Here is a 15,198-nt window from a genome sequence, read left to right as displayed (position 1 = left end):
TGGTGCGAGGCCATACCGGCGTTGTTCACGGCGAAATCGAGACCGCCGTACGCCGTGACCGTGCGCTCGACGGCCGCCCGCACGGAGTCTTCGTCGGCGATGTCGACCGTGACGGCCAGCGCCTCCCCGCCGTCTTTCCTGATCATCTCGGTGGTCTCGGCCGCTGTGGCCTCGTCGATGTCGGTGACGGTGACGGTGGCGCCCTGCCGGGCCAGCTCGATCGCCGTCGCGCGGCCGATTCCGCTGCCGGCACCCGTCACGAGTCCGATCTTTCCGGAGAAGTTGTTCATGATGACCTTTCGATGCGGTGACTCACGCCAGGCGATTCCTGATCCGCCCAGGCGGTGTTGTACGGGTAGGGCGACGGCTGGTGATGGATGGCCTCGTGCAGGCGGGGCGCGGTGGACCGCTTCGTCACGCCTCGGTTCCGGCCGCGGCCGTCCGCGCGGTCGCGAGCACGGTCGGCGGCGGGATCCTGTGCGCGCCCCGTGGGCGCCGGGGCCGTCGCATCGGCCGCCGGTCAGCCGAGGGGTACGACGATGCCGTTGCCGTGCTTGCCCGTCTCCGCCTCGTCCAGCAGCAGCGCGGCCAGCGTGGTGCGGGAGATCCTGGGCGGCAGCAGCGGTCGCCGCAGTTCCGCCAGCGGCACGATGCGGCGGGTGGGGCTGAGCGGGCCGTCCGTTACGTCCGGGGCGTGGAACACCGTGGCGCCGGCCTTCAGGGCGATGGCGTCGGCCTCGGCCTTCTCGGCCAGTTCCGACCCGACGAACATCCGCATCACCCCCGCGTAGATCATCCCGCCGGACCGCCGTGACACACCCGAGCCCAGTGCTCCGAGCCACACCGTGCGGACGTTCGCCGCGGCGAGCCTCCTGGCCCCGGCGATCAGCGCGCCCGGGCCGTCGCCCTTGCCGATGCCGATGGCCGAGACGGCCACGTCGACGTCGGTCAGGTCGGGAAAGCTCTGCGGGGCGGTGACGTCGGCCTGCCGGATCTCGACCTGCCGCGGCGCGGGCACGGTGACCTTGGCCGGTGTGCGGACCAGGGCCACGACCTCGTGTCCGCGCTCCAGCGCTTGGCCGACGAGCGTGCCGCCGGTGCGGCCCGACGCTCCGAGTACTGCGATGCGCATGATCAACCATTCCTTGACTGAACAACTGTTGGTGACTTGAGTAAACAACCGTTGGTTAGGAATGTCAAAGCGCGGGCGACCTGTAGGGTGAATCTGTCGCTGAGTCATTCACACTGGTCGGAAGGGGGGCGAAGGTGTCGCCTCAGGAGCGGTCCGCTCCCCGTCGCCGCAATCCGCGCGGGCAGGGGCAGGTGCTCAAGGCCCAGCTCGTGGACGCCGCGGCCAAGCTGCTGGCCACCCTCGACCAACCGGAGACGCTGACGCTCCGGCAGGTCGCGCGTGAGGTCGGCGTGGCGCCGGCCAGCATCTACAGCCACTTCCCCGACCTGAGCGCACTGATCCAGCATGTGCTGCGGCTGCGCTACGAGGAACTGGCCCGGCTGATGGACGAGGCCGCGCGGCCCGCCGCGAGCCCGCTGGCCGACCTCGTCGCCCGGTGCGCGGCCTACGTGCACTGGGGAGTCGACCAGCCCGGCCACTACCGCACCCTCTTCGGCGGCCGGATGCCCGCCGACCTCGTCCCCGGGGCGGCCCACGGTGCCGGGGCCGAGCTGCTCGGTGCCGTCGTCGCCTCCCTGGCGGCCGCGGCCACCGGGGAGCGGAAGCGGTCCGCGGCGGATCAGCAGTGGCAGGCCGGACTCATGCTCTGGACCGCCCTGCACGGTCTGGTCAGCCTCTACAACGACCACGGCGCCATCCCCTGGCCGCCCTTGGACCACCTCATCACCGACCTGATCAGCGTGCACACCGGCCGGCCGGCGGCCGAGATCACGCCTCTCCTGACCCAGCGCGAGGGGTGACGCGGCCCCGCCCGTCTCCGCGGCACGCGGGGCCGCGGAGACAGGCACGCGCAACCTGCCTCTGCCTCCTCGACGGCGGGTCCGGCGCCGCGCCGGTGACCGGCCGGGCAGCCGTGCGTCTCCTCCGGCCCTGGCGTGCGCGCTGGTCACAGGCCCAGCACGCGCCGGGCGTTCAGATGGGCGATCTTCTCCTTCACCTCGGGCGCGAGGTCGCACTTCTCGATCGAGGCCACCGCCTCGGCGGTGGCCTCGTACGGGTAGTCGATCGCGAACATGACCGCGTCGGCCCCGATGCTCAGCACGGCGGCCTGCACGGCCTCCGGGGCCGGCACCCCGCTCGTGGTGATCAGGACGTTGCTCCCGAAATACTGCGACGGCATCCGCTCGAGCGGCGCGTCGACCTGGAGCGTGCGGTAACGCGAGTCGAAGCGGGATCGCTGGAACGGCAGGAACTCGCCGAGGTGCCCGAGGATCAGGGTCGCACCGGGGTGCCGGTCGAACACTCCGGCATAGATCAGCCGCATGGCGTGGCCGCCGGTTTCGGCCTGCCAGCTCCAGCTGGCCCCGTACATCTCGGGTCGTCCGCGCATCACGTGCCAGTCGTCCTGGGGCAGTGAGCCGGGGTGGAGGTACAACGGCACACCGAGCTCCTCCAGCGCGCTCCACAGCTCCCCGTACGCGGGATCGTCCAGGTACCGGCCCTGTGTGTGGTCGTTGACCAGCGCTCCTTTGAAGCCGAGCCGCTCGACGCAGCGTTCCAGCTCGGTCACGGCGGCGGCGGGGTCCTGCAGGGGCAGGGCGGCGAACCCCGCGAAGCGGGTCGGGTGGCGGGCGATGGTCCGGGCCAGGTGGTCATTGGCGAACCGGGCGTTGTCGACGGCGGCGCCCGCGTCGGTGTCGGCCTGGATGCCGGGGACGCTCAGCGACAGGACCTGGATGTCGATGCCGTGCGCGTCCATCTCGGGCAGACGGTGCTCCTCGAAGTCGGCCAGGCGGCGCCGGCAGTCCTCGGCGTACTGGTCGCTGACCCGGATCTTCTGGGGCGTCGGGGGCTGGCGCGCGAACAGCTCCGGGATGATGAATGCTTCTTCCAGCGCGATATAGGTCATGACAGGACTCCTTCGTCGTCTGTCCTTGTGGTGGTGTGCCGTGGGCGGCGGCGGAAAGAGGGCGAAGACCGGCTGCCCGCCGGGCGGGGTGTGTCCGCCCGCCCGGCGGATTCCGGCCCCCGGCCCGCCGCCGGGGCGCCGGTCGGCGCCGCGCGGTCAGCCGTTCGGCGACCGCGACGGAACGGAGCCGGCAGCGGTGCCGTCGCGCGTGCGGTGGACGGCGCCGATGTGGGCGTACCAGTCGATGAGTTCGGGTCGGTCGACGCCGCCGGGGTCGGCCACGGTGTGCGGCGGGTCTCCGCGCAGCAGGCGTTTCACCGGGACTTCGAGTTTCTTGCCGGTGCGGGTGTGCGGTATGCCGGGGGCTTGGATGATCTCGTCGGGGACGTGGCGGGGGGAGGCACCGTGGCGTATGGCGTCGCGGATCTTCGCGCGCAGCACGTCATCGAGGCCGGTGCCGTCGGCGGTGGTGACGAACAGCGGCATCCAGTAGCCGCCGCCGTCCTGCTCGACCCCGACCACGAGGGCTTCCGCGATCTCCTCGAGCCGCTCCACCGGGCCGTAGATGTCGCTGCTCCCCATGCGTATGCCGTGGCGGTTCAGTGTCGCGTCGGACCGGCCGTGCATGATCACCGAGCCGTGGCCGGTGACGGTGATCCAGTCGCCGTGCCGCCACACCCCGGGGTAGGCGTCGAAGTAGGCGCCGCGGTAACGCGAGCCGTCCGGGTCGTCCCAGAAGTACAGCGGCATCGACGGCATCGGCCGGAGCACCACCAGCTCTCCCACCTCGCCCCGCACCGGCTTGCCGTCCGGGCCGAAGGCTTCCACGGCCACGCCCAGGCAGGGGGCGGACAGCTCACCGGCCCGCACCGGGGTGGTGGGCGCGGCGCCCAGGAACGCGGTGACCACATCGGTGCCGCCGCTGGTGCACATCACCTGCGTCCCGGGCCCGAGCCCGCCCGCGACCCAGTGCTGCAGGTCGGCGGGGAACGCCGAGCCGGTGACCCCCAGGCGCTCGAGCGAGGCCGGATGGTGGTCGGCGAGCCGCACACCGGCCTTGCGGCAGGCCGCCAGGTAGCCGGGGCTGGTGCCCAGGACGTTCACCTCCAGGCGGGCCGCGAGCCGCCAGAGCGCATCGGTGCCGGGATACGTCGGGCTGCCCTCGTAACAGACGGCCGTGGCCCCCAGCAGCAGACCGGAAACCAGGACGTTCCACATCATCCAGCTCGGTGTGGTGTGCCACAGCAAGCGGTCCCCGGCGCGCAGGCCCAGCTGCAGACCCAGGTTCTTCAGCTGCTCGAGCACGACCCCGCCGTGCCCGTGCACGATGCCCTTCGGCCGTCCCGTCGTGCCCGAGGAGAACACGACCCACAGCGGATGGTCGAACGGGACGGGTACGGGGGCCAGTTCGGCGTCGCGATCGGTGAGCGCGGACCACGGGAGGGCATCGGGTGCCATCCGTGTCGCGTCCCCCACGGCGATGGTCGCCGAGAGGGTCGGCAGCGCCTCGCGCAGGGCCTGTACATCGGCGCTGCGGTCGATGTGCTTTCCGCCGTGGCGGCAGCCGGTCGCGGCGATCAGCACGGTCGGCCGGAGCTGTGCGAACCGTGCTTCGGCCGCGGCGGCGGTGTAGTCCTGCCCGCACACCGCCCAGGTCGCGCCCAGGGCGGCGGTGGCGAGGAAGGCCACGACGGCCTGCGCGCCGTTGGGGAGGTATCCCACCACCCGGTCACCCCCGCGCACGCCGAGTCCGGTGAGCGCCTGCGCGAGTGAGGCGACCTGGCGGCGCAGTTCGTCCCAGGTGAGGGCCACCGGGCCGGCGTCCTCGGTCACCGTGATGACGGCGGTGTCGGTGCCGGTCCGGCCGCGGAAGACCTCGGCCGCGTAGTTCAGCGTGGCTCCGGGAAACCACACGCTTCCCGGCAGCGCCTCGGCCGCCAGCGCGGGCCCCGCCGGGCGCTGGGGGAGGCCGAAGTAGTCCCACACCGCGGCCCAGAAGCCGTTCACGTCGTCGACCGACCACGCCCACAGCGCGTGGTAGTCACCGCTCAGGTCACGTCCGGCGCGCCGCCCGGCGAACCGCGCGAAGTCGGTGATCCGGGCGCGCTCGACGGCCTGTGGCGTCGGGGTCCAGTCCGGCTGCTCCGCGCTCACCCGGCGTTCCCCGCCTTCGTGGTCTGAAGCAGCGCGACCGTCGTACGCATCGCCTTCGCGGCCAGCGCCTCGCCCAGCGGGAGGCCCTGGGCGTCGGCGAGGGTGACGAACAGCCGGTTCCCGCCGTCGCCACAGCACGCGATCGGCAGCAGCGCCCCGGTGTCCACCGAGGTGACCAGCTCGTTCTCCCGGACCAGAGCGACGATGTGTCCGGTCGTGGTGGCCACCCAGACACCGTCCCGGGTCGCCCAGATCCCGTCCGGCCGGGCATCACCGCCGACCAGGCGGGCGAGGTCGGCATAGGTGCGCCGGTCGGTCAGCGCCCCGTCGTCCGCGACGGTGAAGGCGGTCAGCCGTTGCCGGGCGGTCTCGGCGACGAGCAGGGTGCGTCCCTCGTCGACGAAGGCCAGGCCGTTGGGGAACTCGACGTCTTCGGTGGCCACGCCGACCGACCCGTCCGCGGCGACGCGCACCAGCCGGCCCGGCCTCGGCGGCTCACCGGCGTGCGCGGCGAAGCCGACGTCGTCCACGTACAGGTTGCCGTGCGGGTCGCCGACCATGTCGCCGAGCGGACCGGTGGCCACCGCGCTCAGGTCCGCGTAGGTGGCGAACCGCTCACCGGTCCACACACCGATGCGCCGCTCGTGCATCATGGCGCCGACCAGCCGCCCGTCCGGCAGGAACCACAGGCCGTTGGGGACCGCGTCCAGCGGGATGCCCCGCCAGGGACCGTCGTGGTCGGTCCACAGCTTCCCGCCCTGCGTATCGGACAGCCACAGCGCACCGCGCTGCCAGCGGGGACCTTCCCCCCACCTCATCCCGGCCGCGTACGTCTTCACGCGCTCACCTCCTGCGTCAGTACCGTCCGCGCCAGGTTCCTGGTGGCCTGCTCCAGTTCGGCCGTGTCGGCGGCCAGCGCGAAGGTGTAGCGGTCCGGACGGATGATCGCCGCGGCTGCCGCGTGGGCGGTCAGCCAGCGGTCGACGGCCGGCCCGGTCTCCGGGACGACCACCACGCCGAGCCGATGCCACATCTGCCGCGCCTCCTCGGACACGGCGGAGGTCAGGGCCCGGTTGCCGACGACGGTGAAGCCGTATCCGCTCACATCGTCCAGCCGCTCCCCGTCCACACCGCGCGGCTGCGGGCTCAGCTGCCCGGTGGCGCCGCCGGGCTGGGCGACCAGGCCCGGTCCCAGCAGCGGCCGGAACCTCTCGACCGTCTGCGTTCCGTTCGGCTCGGGCACCGCGCCCGTACCGAGCGCTTCGATCAGATTGGACTGCCGGGCGGATTCCTCGATGTAGGGGCGCACATGCGGGGCGCGCTCGGTTTCGTAGGTGTCGAGCAGCTCCGCGGGGCTTTCGCCCCTCACGACGGCGGCGAGCTTCCACGCCAGGTTCGCGGCGTCGCGCATCCCGGAGCACATGCCCTGGCCGAGCATGGGCGGCATCTGGTGGGCGGCGTCGCCGGCGAGCAGCAGGCGGCCGGACCGCCAGCCGTGCACGAGCCGGGCGTGCCACTCGTAGGTGTCGGTGCGCATGATCCGGTAGCTGCCCGGTTCCAGCCAGCGGGCCAGCAACTCGTACACCGACCGTGGTTGTTCGAGTTCCGCGGCGTCGTCCTCGTCGAGCAGCATGAACTCGAAGCGGAGCATCGGCGGGAAGATCGGCAGGTAGGTCACCGGCCGCTTCCCCCGGCACAGGATGAATCCGCTGTCCGTCGGGAGCCGTGCGGGGTGTTCGAAGGGGTGGACGTCGATGATGAGGGAGCGCTGAGTGCCGTGCAGGTCCTCGACCTCGGCGTTCATCGTCCGCCTGACGAAGGAGTTGGCGCCGTCCGAGCCGACGGCGTAGCCCGCCGTGAGAGTGGTTTCGGCTCCGGTCGACCGGTCGAGCAGCGTCAGCCGCACCGCCGTGTCGGCCTGCTCGATCGCGCTGACCGTCCAGCCGAACCAGAGGTCCACGTTCGCGTCGGCCGCGAGCAGGCCCCGCAGCCGCGACTCGAAGTCCGGCTGGTGGAACTGGTAGTCGGTGCGCCAGCCCTGGTCCGACTCCTCCTCGGGCAGCATCTGCTGGAGGAAGGCGTGTCCGTCCTCCCGGTGCAGTGTCCAGGCGGTCTGGCGCAGGAACCGGTGTTCCATGTCCTGCGCGCCGAGGGTCTGCAGAAGGCGCATGATCTCGTCGTCGAGATGGGTGGCGCGCGGATGGTGGCAGACGAGCCGGTTGGGATCGATGGCGGCGACCCGCAGACCCTTCATGGCCAGCAGCCGTGCGAGGGTCAGCCCCACCGGGCCGCAGCCGACGACGGCGACGTCATAGGTGTCCATGGTGTGCTCTCTCACTGTGTGGGTCCGGCCGTCGGCTCCTTGACGCGCGGCGAAGGAGCGGAACGGCCCTGATTCTGGAGTGCTCGTCCGCCGGCGGCCAGGGTGAGGGCCGCACCGAGGACGGCGGGGACGGCGAAGGAGACGAAGTTCCACCGGGGTTGCAGGCCGGCCGCGAGGATCCAGCCGCCGAGCGTCGGGCCGGCGATGGCGCCGAGGCGGCCCACACCGAGCGCGACGCCCACCGCGCTCGCCCTCATGGTCACCGAGTAGGAACGCGAGATGTACACGTTGATCAGTCCCTGGACCCCGACCGCCCCGCAGCCGCCGATGATCACGACGGCGTAGAGCACCGGCAGCGGAAGGCGGGCGCTCATGGCGATGATCGCGGCGGCTCCGAGGAGGAAACAGGCCGTGATCGGCCCGCGTGATCCGGCACGGTCGGCCAGCAGCGCCATGGCGAGCCCGCCGACGGTGGCGCCGAGGTTCAGCAGGACGAGGAAGGTCTGGGAGTCCTGCAACGGATAGTCCGCCGTCTGCATCAGCTTCGGCAGCCAGGTGTTCACGCCGAAGATGAGCAGGAACGACAGGCCCGCCATGGCGCAGAACATCACGGTGGTGCCGAGGTAGGGCGGCTTGAGCACGAGCCACCGGCCGCGGCCGTCCATGACCGGGGCCGACGCGCTGACCGCCCGGTGATACTCCGTGGACTCGGGCAGCCAGACGAAGGCCATGGGCAGCAGAACCAGACCGGCGATGCCGCCGACCAGGTACTCCAGATGAAAGCCGTGCCCGGTCAGCAGCGTGTTGGCGACAAGGGCCGCGAACGAACCGCCGACGGCGGTCCCGCACTGCACGATTCCCGAGAACAGGTTCTTCCGTCCGGCTGGGGCGAGTTCGAAGATCAGTGGGCCCATCGCCGGATAGATCGCACCGACACCGAGCCCGACGACGAATCGGCCCACGCCGAACAGCGCCGGGATCGGGGCCGCGGCGCAGGCGAACATCCCGGCGCTGACCACCCCGATACTGATCAGCGTCGTGCGGCGGCGGCCGAACCGGTCGGTGAACTGGCCGACCAGCAAGGAGCCGATGAGCATGCCGATCGGCGTGAGGCTGCCGAGCAGGCCGACGAAGGCAACCGAGAGGTGCCAGGGACGGTAGTCCAGCAGCAGGGGCGTCGTCGCGCCGAAGGCGACGAGGTCGAAACCCTCCAGTGTCATCACTGCCAGGCCGACGGCGAGCGCGGTGGCTGCCGGCGACGACGCCCCCGGGGACGATCGGCCGCCCCGGCGGGCGAACGCTGGTGTGCTCAATGTTCCGACTCCGATCTTGGCGCTCTCACCCGTCGCGACCGGTGACCGCGGCGCTGCGGGAAAGGGCGGACGTACCTCTGTGCGGCGCGCCGGCGGCGCATCGGCTGGGGGAGGGGCGGTTCGGGCCCTCATCCGTGTGAAGCGGGCGGGGCGGCCGTGTCCGGTGCGGCGGGGCCGCGTGTCTCGCCGCGCTTCACGGTGCCGGGGACGGTCAGCCGTTGGCCGTGTGGGCGCCGGTCATCAGCGCGGCCAGGTCCTCGGGGGCGAGGAACGACGGCGGAGGCGGAGGTCCCCAGGTGTAGAGCGCCTGCATGCCCTCGAAGGAGCGCGGCGTCCACAGCTGGTCGTCGACGATGCAGTCCATGTCGGCGTAGTACTCGCTGAAGTTGCCGGCCGGATCCTTCAGATACCAGAAGAAGTTCGAGCCGATGTGGTGGCGGCCGAGCCCCCACACATGGCGTTCCGGGTGCTCGGCGAGCATGCGCGTGGCGCCCCGGCCCACCTCGTCGACATCCGTCACCTGCCACGAGGTGTGGTGCAGGAAGTTCAGCGGCGCCTGCTGCACCAGGACGTTGTGGTGGTCGGTGGAGCAGCGCAGGAACGCGGCCGTGCCGGGGACGACATCGCTGACCTTGAAGCCGAGCCCGTCGGTGAAGAACCGCTGGGTCGACGACTGCTCCACCGAACCGATGACGACGTGGCCCAGGGCCAGGGGCCGCACCGGGTCGGTGCGGGAGAGCACGGGCGCCCGGGTGCCGGCGCGGTCCGGGCGTCCGGGGCCGTTGTACGGGGTGGCCGGGACGGTGGCCCGGGCCAGCCGGGGTGCGACACGGACCTCGACCGAGATACCGGCGACGGGTTCCGTGGTGCGCAGGGCGCCGGCGTCGCGTTCGCACGGCAGCTGGAGCCGGTCCAGGTTCGCGGCGATCCGGTCCAGGTCGTCGGCGTCGTCGGCGGCGACCGCCATCCCCAGCAGGCGCCGGACGGGGGAGTGCTCGAGGAAGAACTGCTCACCGCCCTCGACGGTGGCGAACCGTCCGGGTGCCACCTGCTCGAGTCCGAAGTCGGCGTAGTAGCCGGCCGCCCCGGCCACATCCGGCACTCCGACGGTGAGCGACTGAAGCCTGTGCAATGCCATGGTGGAGATGCCCTTCTCAGGAGGCGACGCAGGTCTGCCGGAGCTGTCCGATGCCCTCGATACGGGTGACGACCTCGTCCCCCGGCCGCAGGTAGCGCTGGGGGGTGCGGGCGTGTCCCACTCCGGAGGGGGTGCCGGTGAAGATCAGGTCGCCCGGCAGCAGCGGGCACACCGCGGACAGCCGTGCGATCAGTTCCGGGACGGAGAAGATCATCGAAGAGGTCCGGGACTTCTGGACGCTCTCCCCGTTGACGAGGCACTCGATCGCCAGATCGTCCGGATCGGCGAACTCGTCGGGGGTGACCAGGACCGGGCCGGTCGGCGCGAATCCGGGGAAGGACTTGCCGAGCGAGAACTGCGGCACGGGGCCCACGGACTGCACCCCGCGCTCGGAGTAGTCCTGGCCCACGGTCAGCCCGGCCACGTGGGACCAGGCGTCCCCGGCGGCGACGTGCTCCGCCCGGCGCCCTATCACCACCACCAGCTCGGCCTCCCAGTCGACGCGGTCGCCGGGCAGCCGCAGCTGGGTGTCCGGGCCGGTGAGGGCCGTGGCGAACTTGGTGAAGACCGACGGGGACTCGGGCAGCGCCAGGCCGGCCTCGTCGGCGTGGTCGCGGTAGTTCAGCCCGATCGCGAACACCTGGCGCGGCGTCGGCGAGACACCGCCGTCCGGCCCCGCCGGTGCCTGGACACCTCCGGGCTCCAGCTCGGCGGCCCAGGCCCGGAACGCCCCCCACTCCTCGAACACGGTCAGCGGATCGGCCGGGAACCGGCCTGCGCTGGCCCGCTCGACATCGATCACCGCCTCTCCGGTCACCAGGCACATCCGTCCCGCTCTGGTTGTCGTCCGCATAGCGCGCTGCCTCCGGTCTTCCTGCTTCTGGATGACAGGAGTCAACGCCCTCGCCCGTCGACACGTCAACGAAATCTCGAGATTTTTTTGAAATATCTAGGTGCGCTAGAATCCGCGACATGGCGACTACCAGCTCCATGACACGTGCCGAGGAGATCTACCAGCGGCTGCGCGCGGACATCCTCAACGGACGGCACGAACCCGGTTCACGTCTGCGCGTGGAGGCGCTGAAGGAGAAGTACGGCGCCAGCAGCGGGGTGCTGCGGGAGGCACTGCCCCGGCTGGTCGGCCAGGGACTGGCGACCTTCGCGCCGCAGCAGGGGTTCCGGGTCGTCACCGTCTCGCCCGAGCACCTGGAGGAGCTGACCGAGGCCCGTGTGTTCATCGAGACCCACCTGGTCCGGGAGTCCGTCACCGCCGGCACCATCGAATGGGAATCCGATCTGCTCGCCGCGCACCACCATCTCGCCCGCGTTCCGTTCTTCGGCGACGCCGGTGAGATCAACGAAGGCTGGCTGAACGCCCACGCCCGCTTCCACCGGGTCCTGCTGGAGGGATGCCCCAACCGGCCGCTGCGGGACATCGCCACACAGCTGCGCGAGGTGGCGGAGGTCTACCGCTGCTGGGCCCGCACACCGACCGAGCACAGCGGCCGCGATATCGCGGCCGAGCACAAGGCCATGTGCGATCGCGCCATCGAACGGGACGTACCAGGCGTGGTCGAGGCGCTCAGCCGGCACATCACCATCACCACACGCCTGCTGCTCGACGACTACCGGCGGCGCGAGGAGGAGAGCAGGCAGGACCGCGGCGCCTCCTCCACCTGAAGGACCGGGCCCGGAGCGCGGGAGTCCGGTCCGCGGGACCCGCTGTCTGCGGCGCGGTCGGGGGTGCCCGAGCGCGTGGGGCCCTGGCCACCGGCCGTGCTTGCCGTGCCCGCCATGTGCCGACGTCCGCGCAAGAGGGGCGTTGACGCCTCCGAAAGCGCTTGCTAATTTGATGAGCCGTCACTTCGGGCAACGCCGCTCGATCCTGCTCCTTTGTGGGCGGGAAGGTGGCAGCAATCGCTCTCGTGCATGCTCTGTGCAACCGCTCTCATGTGCTGCGTACCGCGCCGGAAACGCCCTCACAAGCAGGAGGTTCAGCGCCATGAAGCACATTCGGTTCTCTACTGCCCGGCGGCTGCGGGCCGCCGCGGCGGCGGCCGTGGTCGCGCCGGCGTGCCTGCTCGCCGTCCAGCCGACCGTCTCGCGGGCCGCGTCCGTCCAGGCCGGCGATCTGTATGTGGCGCCGGACGGCAGCGACAGCGCCCCCGGGACGGAGTCCTCCCCGACGACGCTCACCTCGGCGATCACCCGGATCGGCGCCGGCGGAACGATCTACCTGCGCGGCGGGACGTACCCGTACGCGCGGACGGTCACCATCCCGGCGGGCAACAACGGCACCGCGGGCTCCCTCAAGCACCTGTCCGCCTACCCCGGCGAGACCCCGGTGCTGAACTTCGCTGCCATGAGCGAGGATTCCGCGAACCGCGGGCTCGCCCTCAACGGGTCGTACTGGCACCTCTACGGCATCACCGTCGAGCGCGCCGGTGACAACGGGATCTTCGTCGGTGGCAGCAACAACGTCATCGAGCGCGCCGTCACGCGCTTCAACCACGACACCGGCCTCCAGCTCTCGCGGATCGCCTCCAGCACCCCCAAAGCCCAGTGGCCGTCGAACAACCTCGTCCTGAGCTCGGAGTCGCACGACAACGCCGACTCCGACGGTGAGGACGCCGACGGGTTCGCCGCGAAGCTCACGGTCGGCCCCGGCAATGTCTTCCGCTACGACGTGTCGCACCACAACATCGACGACGGCTGGGACCTCTACACCAAGGACGACACCGGTGCCATCGGCCCGGTGACCATCGAGGACTCCCTCTCGTTCAGCAACGGCACCCTCTCCGACGGCAGCCAGGCCTCGGACGGCGACCGCAACGGCTACAAGCTCGGCGGCTCGGACATCGCCGTCGACCACGTCGTCCGCCGCAGCATCGCCTACCGCAACGGCAAGCACGGGTTCACCTACAACAGCAACCCCGGCCATATGTCGGTGTCGGGCAACGTCAGCATCGACAACACCGAGCGCAACTACAACTTCGACGGCGGTACGTCGGTGTTCCGGGACAACGTCTCGTGCCGCGCGAGCAAGGGGACGAACGACCGCGTCATCGGCGACGCCGACAGCTCCAACCAGTTCTGGTCCGGGACGAACGGATCCGCGTGCTCGTCGTACTCGGGTGCGCTGCGCTGGTCCTTCGCCTCGGACGGCAAGCTCTCCGTGAACTTCGGCTAGCGGCGACCCCGTTCAGTGGAGCTGACCTGGTAGGACAGTAACCGCTGGAACATGCCCGGCCGTTGGGCGAGCTCTGCGTAGGTGCCCTCCTGGACGATTCTGCCCTCGTCGAGGACCACGATCCGGTCGGCCACGGCGACATTGGTGATGCGGTGGGTCACCAGCAGCACCGCCCGGTCCCGGGCCAGCTCCCGCAGCCGCTGGAAGATCCGGAACTCGGCGCGCGGATCGAGGTTGGCGGTCGGCTCATCGAGCACCAGCAGCCCCGCCTCGCGGAAGAATGCCCTGGCCAGAGCGATGCGCTGCCATTGGCCGCCGCTGAGTTCCTCGCCGTTGAGCCACTCGCGGGCGAGGAGGGTGTCCAGGCCGGCGCCGAGTGTGCCGACGACCTCGTCGGCGCCGGCCGCCTCGCACGCCTCGTGTACCGCCGCGTCGCCGCGCGCCGTCGGCTGTCCCAGGTTCACGTTCTCGCGCACCGTCAACGGCCAACGCGCGTAGTCCTGTGGCACCAGGGCCACCTGCTGCCACAGGGCCTGCGGATCCGCCTCGCTGATGGGCACCCCGTCCCACAGCACCTGCCCGCTCGTGGGCAGGTGCAGGCCGCAGACCAGCCTGGACAGCGTCGACTTCCCCGAGCCGTTGTAGCCGACCAGGGCGGTTACCTCGCCGCGGCGCAGGGTGAGCGAGATGTCGGACAGGGCGTCGCGGTCCTTGCCCGCGTAGCGGTGGGTGACCGATGTGACCTCGATCGTCTTCGGCGGCTCGAGTCGGCGCGGACCCCGGCGCATCCGGAACCCGCCGGCCTTGTCCAGGAAGCTGCTCCAGTCGTCCATGTACAGCCCGGTTCGTACGGCCCGCGCGCCGACGGCCACCAGTCCGCGGACGGACTGGCCCACCGTCTGCAGGGCGAAGACGGCGGTTCCCGCGTGTCCGACACTGATGCGGCCGTTGGCCAGGAGCAGGACGACCGCAGACCACACGATGGCCGATCCCAGGCCCCCGCACAACGCGCCGACCAGGGACATGCGGGCGCCCGTGTCGGCTGCGGCCCGGTCCTCGCGGTTGATCCGGGCGACCGTCTCCCGGTACCGGCCGGACAGGAACGCGGACATGGTGCCGGCGCGGATCTGGTCGGCGGCGTCCTTGGTGTAGATGTGCCAGCGCAGCACCGACAGCATCCGCAGGTCGCCGTTGCTGCGCAGATTCGCCAGGTACCGCACCCGTGCGGCACTGATCTGGGCCAGGGCCTGCGGCAGGCTGGCCGCGATCAGGAGCGGCAGCAGCATCCAGTTCACTCCGGCCAGCACCAGAGCCCCGGCGACGAACGAGGCCGACGAGGCGATCAGGTCCTGCCCCTCGTTGATCAGGTCCCCGGTGACCTGCGCTCCGCGGTCGGCCGCCTCGCGGGCACGGTTGAAGTCGGGATCGTCGTAGGCGCACAGCTCGGCCTCGACACAGCCGGTGAGCAGCATGTGCTCGGCCTCACGCGACATCAGCGGGCCCAGCCGGGAGGACAGCCAGCTGACGGTGATGCTCAGCAGAGCGCGCACCCCGGCGGCCCCGGCCAGCAGGGCCACGGACGGCCACGCCTGAAGCAGCCGGTCGTAGACGTCTCCGCCGGTGAGCAGCGCGGTGAGGGTGCCGCTGATGGCGACCAGACCGAGGGCCTGCATCACTCCGGTGACGGCCTGGCACAGCAGGAGGCCGATGGTCGCGCGTCGGTCGACCTGCCAGGCGAGCGCCAGTGAGCGGCGCACCAACTGGGGCAGACGCCGGGCCATGTCCCGCAGCCGGATGGACCGCCCGGCAGCTTCCCGGCTGCCGGTCAGGTCGACGTAGCGCATCTGCGTCGCGGCCGCCGCGGAGGACGTGCCCGGCCCGGTCTGTGACGTGTCGGCGTCCGGTCCGTCGTGAGGCCGGGCGGACGGCGCCGCGGACGGGGAGGACACCGGGGCGGTGCGCGGCCCCGGGACACCGCCCGCCGATGCGTCGGTGGGCTCGCTCATGCTGCCCACCCCCTATCCGGTTGGGCTGAGGGG

General features: G+C 71.4%; 13 protein-coding genes. 3 read left to right on the top strand and 10 right to left on the bottom strand.

Going from position 1 to position 15,198, the window contains the following annotated elements:
- Together AXW62_RS00795 and AXW62_RS00790 are read right to left on the bottom strand one after the other, a co-directional pair.
- Positions 1-290, bottom strand: a 290-nt coding sequence (locus AXW62_RS00795) for an SDR family NAD(P)-dependent oxidoreductase (RefSeq protein WP_159060780.1), incomplete at its 3' end; no start/stop codon positions are given.
- Between the two features lie 230 nt (positions 291-520).
- Positions 521-1,132: an NAD(P)-dependent oxidoreductase gene (locus tag AXW62_RS00790; protein WP_060942756.1), complete on the bottom strand. Its 612-nt coding sequence runs from the start codon at positions 1,130-1,132 to the stop codon at positions 521-523.
- A gap of 134 nt (positions 1,133-1,266) precedes the next feature.
- Here AXW62_RS00790 and AXW62_RS00785 point away from each other — a divergent pair, with 134 nt between their 5' ends.
- On the top strand, positions 1,267-1,932 hold the full coding sequence (locus tag AXW62_RS00785; RefSeq protein ID WP_244502726.1) for a TetR/AcrR family transcriptional regulator: 666 nt from the start codon (positions 1,267-1,269) through the stop codon (positions 1,930-1,932).
- Positions 1,933-2,078: 146 nt separating this feature from the next.
- Here AXW62_RS00785 and AXW62_RS00780 read toward each other — a convergent pair whose 3' ends face one another.
- The 7 genes from AXW62_RS00780 to AXW62_RS00750 form a co-directional block, all read right to left on the bottom strand.
- Positions 2,079-3,041, bottom strand: coding sequence for an amidohydrolase family protein (locus AXW62_RS00780; RefSeq protein WP_060942755.1), 963 nt, complete (start codon positions 3,039-3,041; stop codon positions 2,079-2,081).
- 156 nt (positions 3,042-3,197) lie between these two features.
- Positions 3,198-5,195: an acetoacetate--CoA ligase gene (locus AXW62_RS00775; RefSeq protein WP_060942754.1), complete on the bottom strand. Its 1,998-nt coding sequence runs from the start codon at positions 5,193-5,195 to the stop codon at positions 3,198-3,200.
- On the bottom strand, positions 5,192-6,034 hold the full coding sequence (locus tag AXW62_RS00770; RefSeq protein ID WP_060942753.1) for an SMP-30/gluconolactonase/LRE family protein: 843 nt from the start codon (positions 6,032-6,034) through the stop codon (positions 5,192-5,194). Before AXW62_RS00770 ends, AXW62_RS00775 begins: the two co-directional genes overlap by 4 nt.
- Entirely contained in the window at positions 6,031-7,518 is a 1,488-nt protein-coding gene (locus AXW62_RS00765; protein ID WP_063817499.1) for a bifunctional 3-(3-hydroxy-phenyl)propionate/3-hydroxycinnamic acid hydroxylase, read from the bottom strand. Before AXW62_RS00765 ends, AXW62_RS00770 begins: the two co-directional genes overlap by 4 nt.
- 11 nt (positions 7,519-7,529) lie before the next feature.
- Positions 7,530-8,738 carry an MFS transporter gene (locus tag AXW62_RS00760; protein WP_252368458.1) on the bottom strand — a complete coding sequence of 403 codons (1,209 nt, stop codon included), beginning with the start codon at positions 8,736-8,738 and terminating at the stop codon, positions 7,530-7,532.
- A gap of 304 nt (positions 8,739-9,042) precedes the next feature.
- Positions 9,043-9,969 carry a VOC family protein gene (locus tag AXW62_RS00755; RefSeq protein WP_060942750.1) on the bottom strand — a complete coding sequence of 309 codons (927 nt, stop codon included), beginning with the start codon at positions 9,967-9,969 and terminating at the stop codon, positions 9,043-9,045.
- Positions 9,970-9,985: 16 nt separating this feature from the next.
- Positions 9,986-10,822 (bottom strand): fumarylacetoacetate hydrolase family protein, encoded by an 837-nt coding sequence (locus AXW62_RS00750; protein ID WP_060942749.1) that lies wholly within the window; start codon positions 10,820-10,822, stop codon positions 9,986-9,988.
- 119 nt (positions 10,823-10,941) lie between these two features.
- On the opposite strand from AXW62_RS00750, the gene AXW62_RS00745 reads away from it, so the two are divergent.
- Both AXW62_RS00745 and AXW62_RS00740 read left to right on the top strand, forming a co-directional pair.
- Positions 10,942-11,649, top strand: a complete 708-nt coding sequence (locus tag AXW62_RS00745; protein WP_060942748.1) for a GntR family transcriptional regulator — start codon at positions 10,942-10,944, stop codon at positions 11,647-11,649.
- Between the two features lie 322 nt (positions 11,650-11,971).
- Positions 11,972-13,159, top strand: a complete 1,188-nt coding sequence (locus AXW62_RS00740; protein WP_060942747.1) for a right-handed parallel beta-helix repeat-containing protein — start codon at positions 11,972-11,974, stop codon at positions 13,157-13,159.
- Here AXW62_RS00740 and AXW62_RS00735 read toward each other — a convergent pair.
- Positions 13,156-15,003, bottom strand: a complete 1,848-nt coding sequence (locus AXW62_RS00735; RefSeq protein WP_060942757.1) for an ABC transporter ATP-binding protein — start codon at positions 15,001-15,003, stop codon at positions 13,156-13,158. The two genes, AXW62_RS00740 and AXW62_RS00735, sit on opposite strands and share 4 nt — an antisense overlap.
- Between the last annotated feature and the right edge of the window lie 195 nt (positions 15,004-15,198).

Origin of the sequence: Streptomyces hygroscopicus subsp. hygroscopicus, from assembly GCF_001553455.1 — a bacterium.
GTDB lineage: Bacteria > Actinomycetota > Actinomycetes > Streptomycetales > Streptomycetaceae > Streptomyces > Streptomyces hygroscopicus.
Note: the sequence above shows the minus strand (reverse complement) of the source record. Positions and strands in the feature narration are given on the sequence as shown.

What these genes read in the sequence shown, in the direction of transcription:
- AXW62_RS00790 (WP_060942756.1), bottom strand. Translation starts at nt 1,132, where the DNA reads ATGCGCATCGCAGTACTCGGAGCGTCGGGCCGCACCGGCGGCACGCTC.
- AXW62_RS00780 (WP_060942755.1), bottom strand. Translation starts at nt 3,041, where the DNA reads ATGACCTATATCGCGCTGGAAGAAGCATTCATCATCCCGGAGCTGTTC.
- AXW62_RS00765 (WP_063817499.1), bottom strand. Translation starts at nt 7,518, where the DNA reads ATGGACACCTATGACGTCGCCGTCGTCGGCTGCGGCCCGGTGGGGCTG.
- AXW62_RS00760 (WP_252368458.1), bottom strand. Translation starts at nt 8,738, where the DNA reads ATGACACTGGAGGGTTTCGACCTCGTCGCCTTCGGCGCGACGACGCCC.
- AXW62_RS00755 (WP_060942750.1), bottom strand. Translation starts at nt 9,969, where the DNA reads ATGGCATTGCACAGGCTTCAGTCGCTCACCGTCGGAGTGCCGGATGTG.
- AXW62_RS00750 (WP_060942749.1), bottom strand. Translation starts at nt 10,822, where the DNA reads ATGCGGACGACAACCAGAGCGGGACGGATGTGCCTGGTGACCGGAGAG.
- AXW62_RS00745 (WP_060942748.1), top strand. Translation starts at nt 10,942, where the DNA reads ATGGCGACTACCAGCTCCATGACACGTGCCGAGGAGATCTACCAGCGG.
- AXW62_RS00740 (WP_060942747.1), top strand. Translation starts at nt 11,972, where the DNA reads ATGAAGCACATTCGGTTCTCTACTGCCCGGCGGCTGCGGGCCGCCGCG.
- AXW62_RS00735 (WP_060942757.1), bottom strand. Translation starts at nt 15,003, where the DNA reads ATGCGCTACGTCGACCTGACCGGCAGCCGGGAAGCTGCCGGGCGGTCC.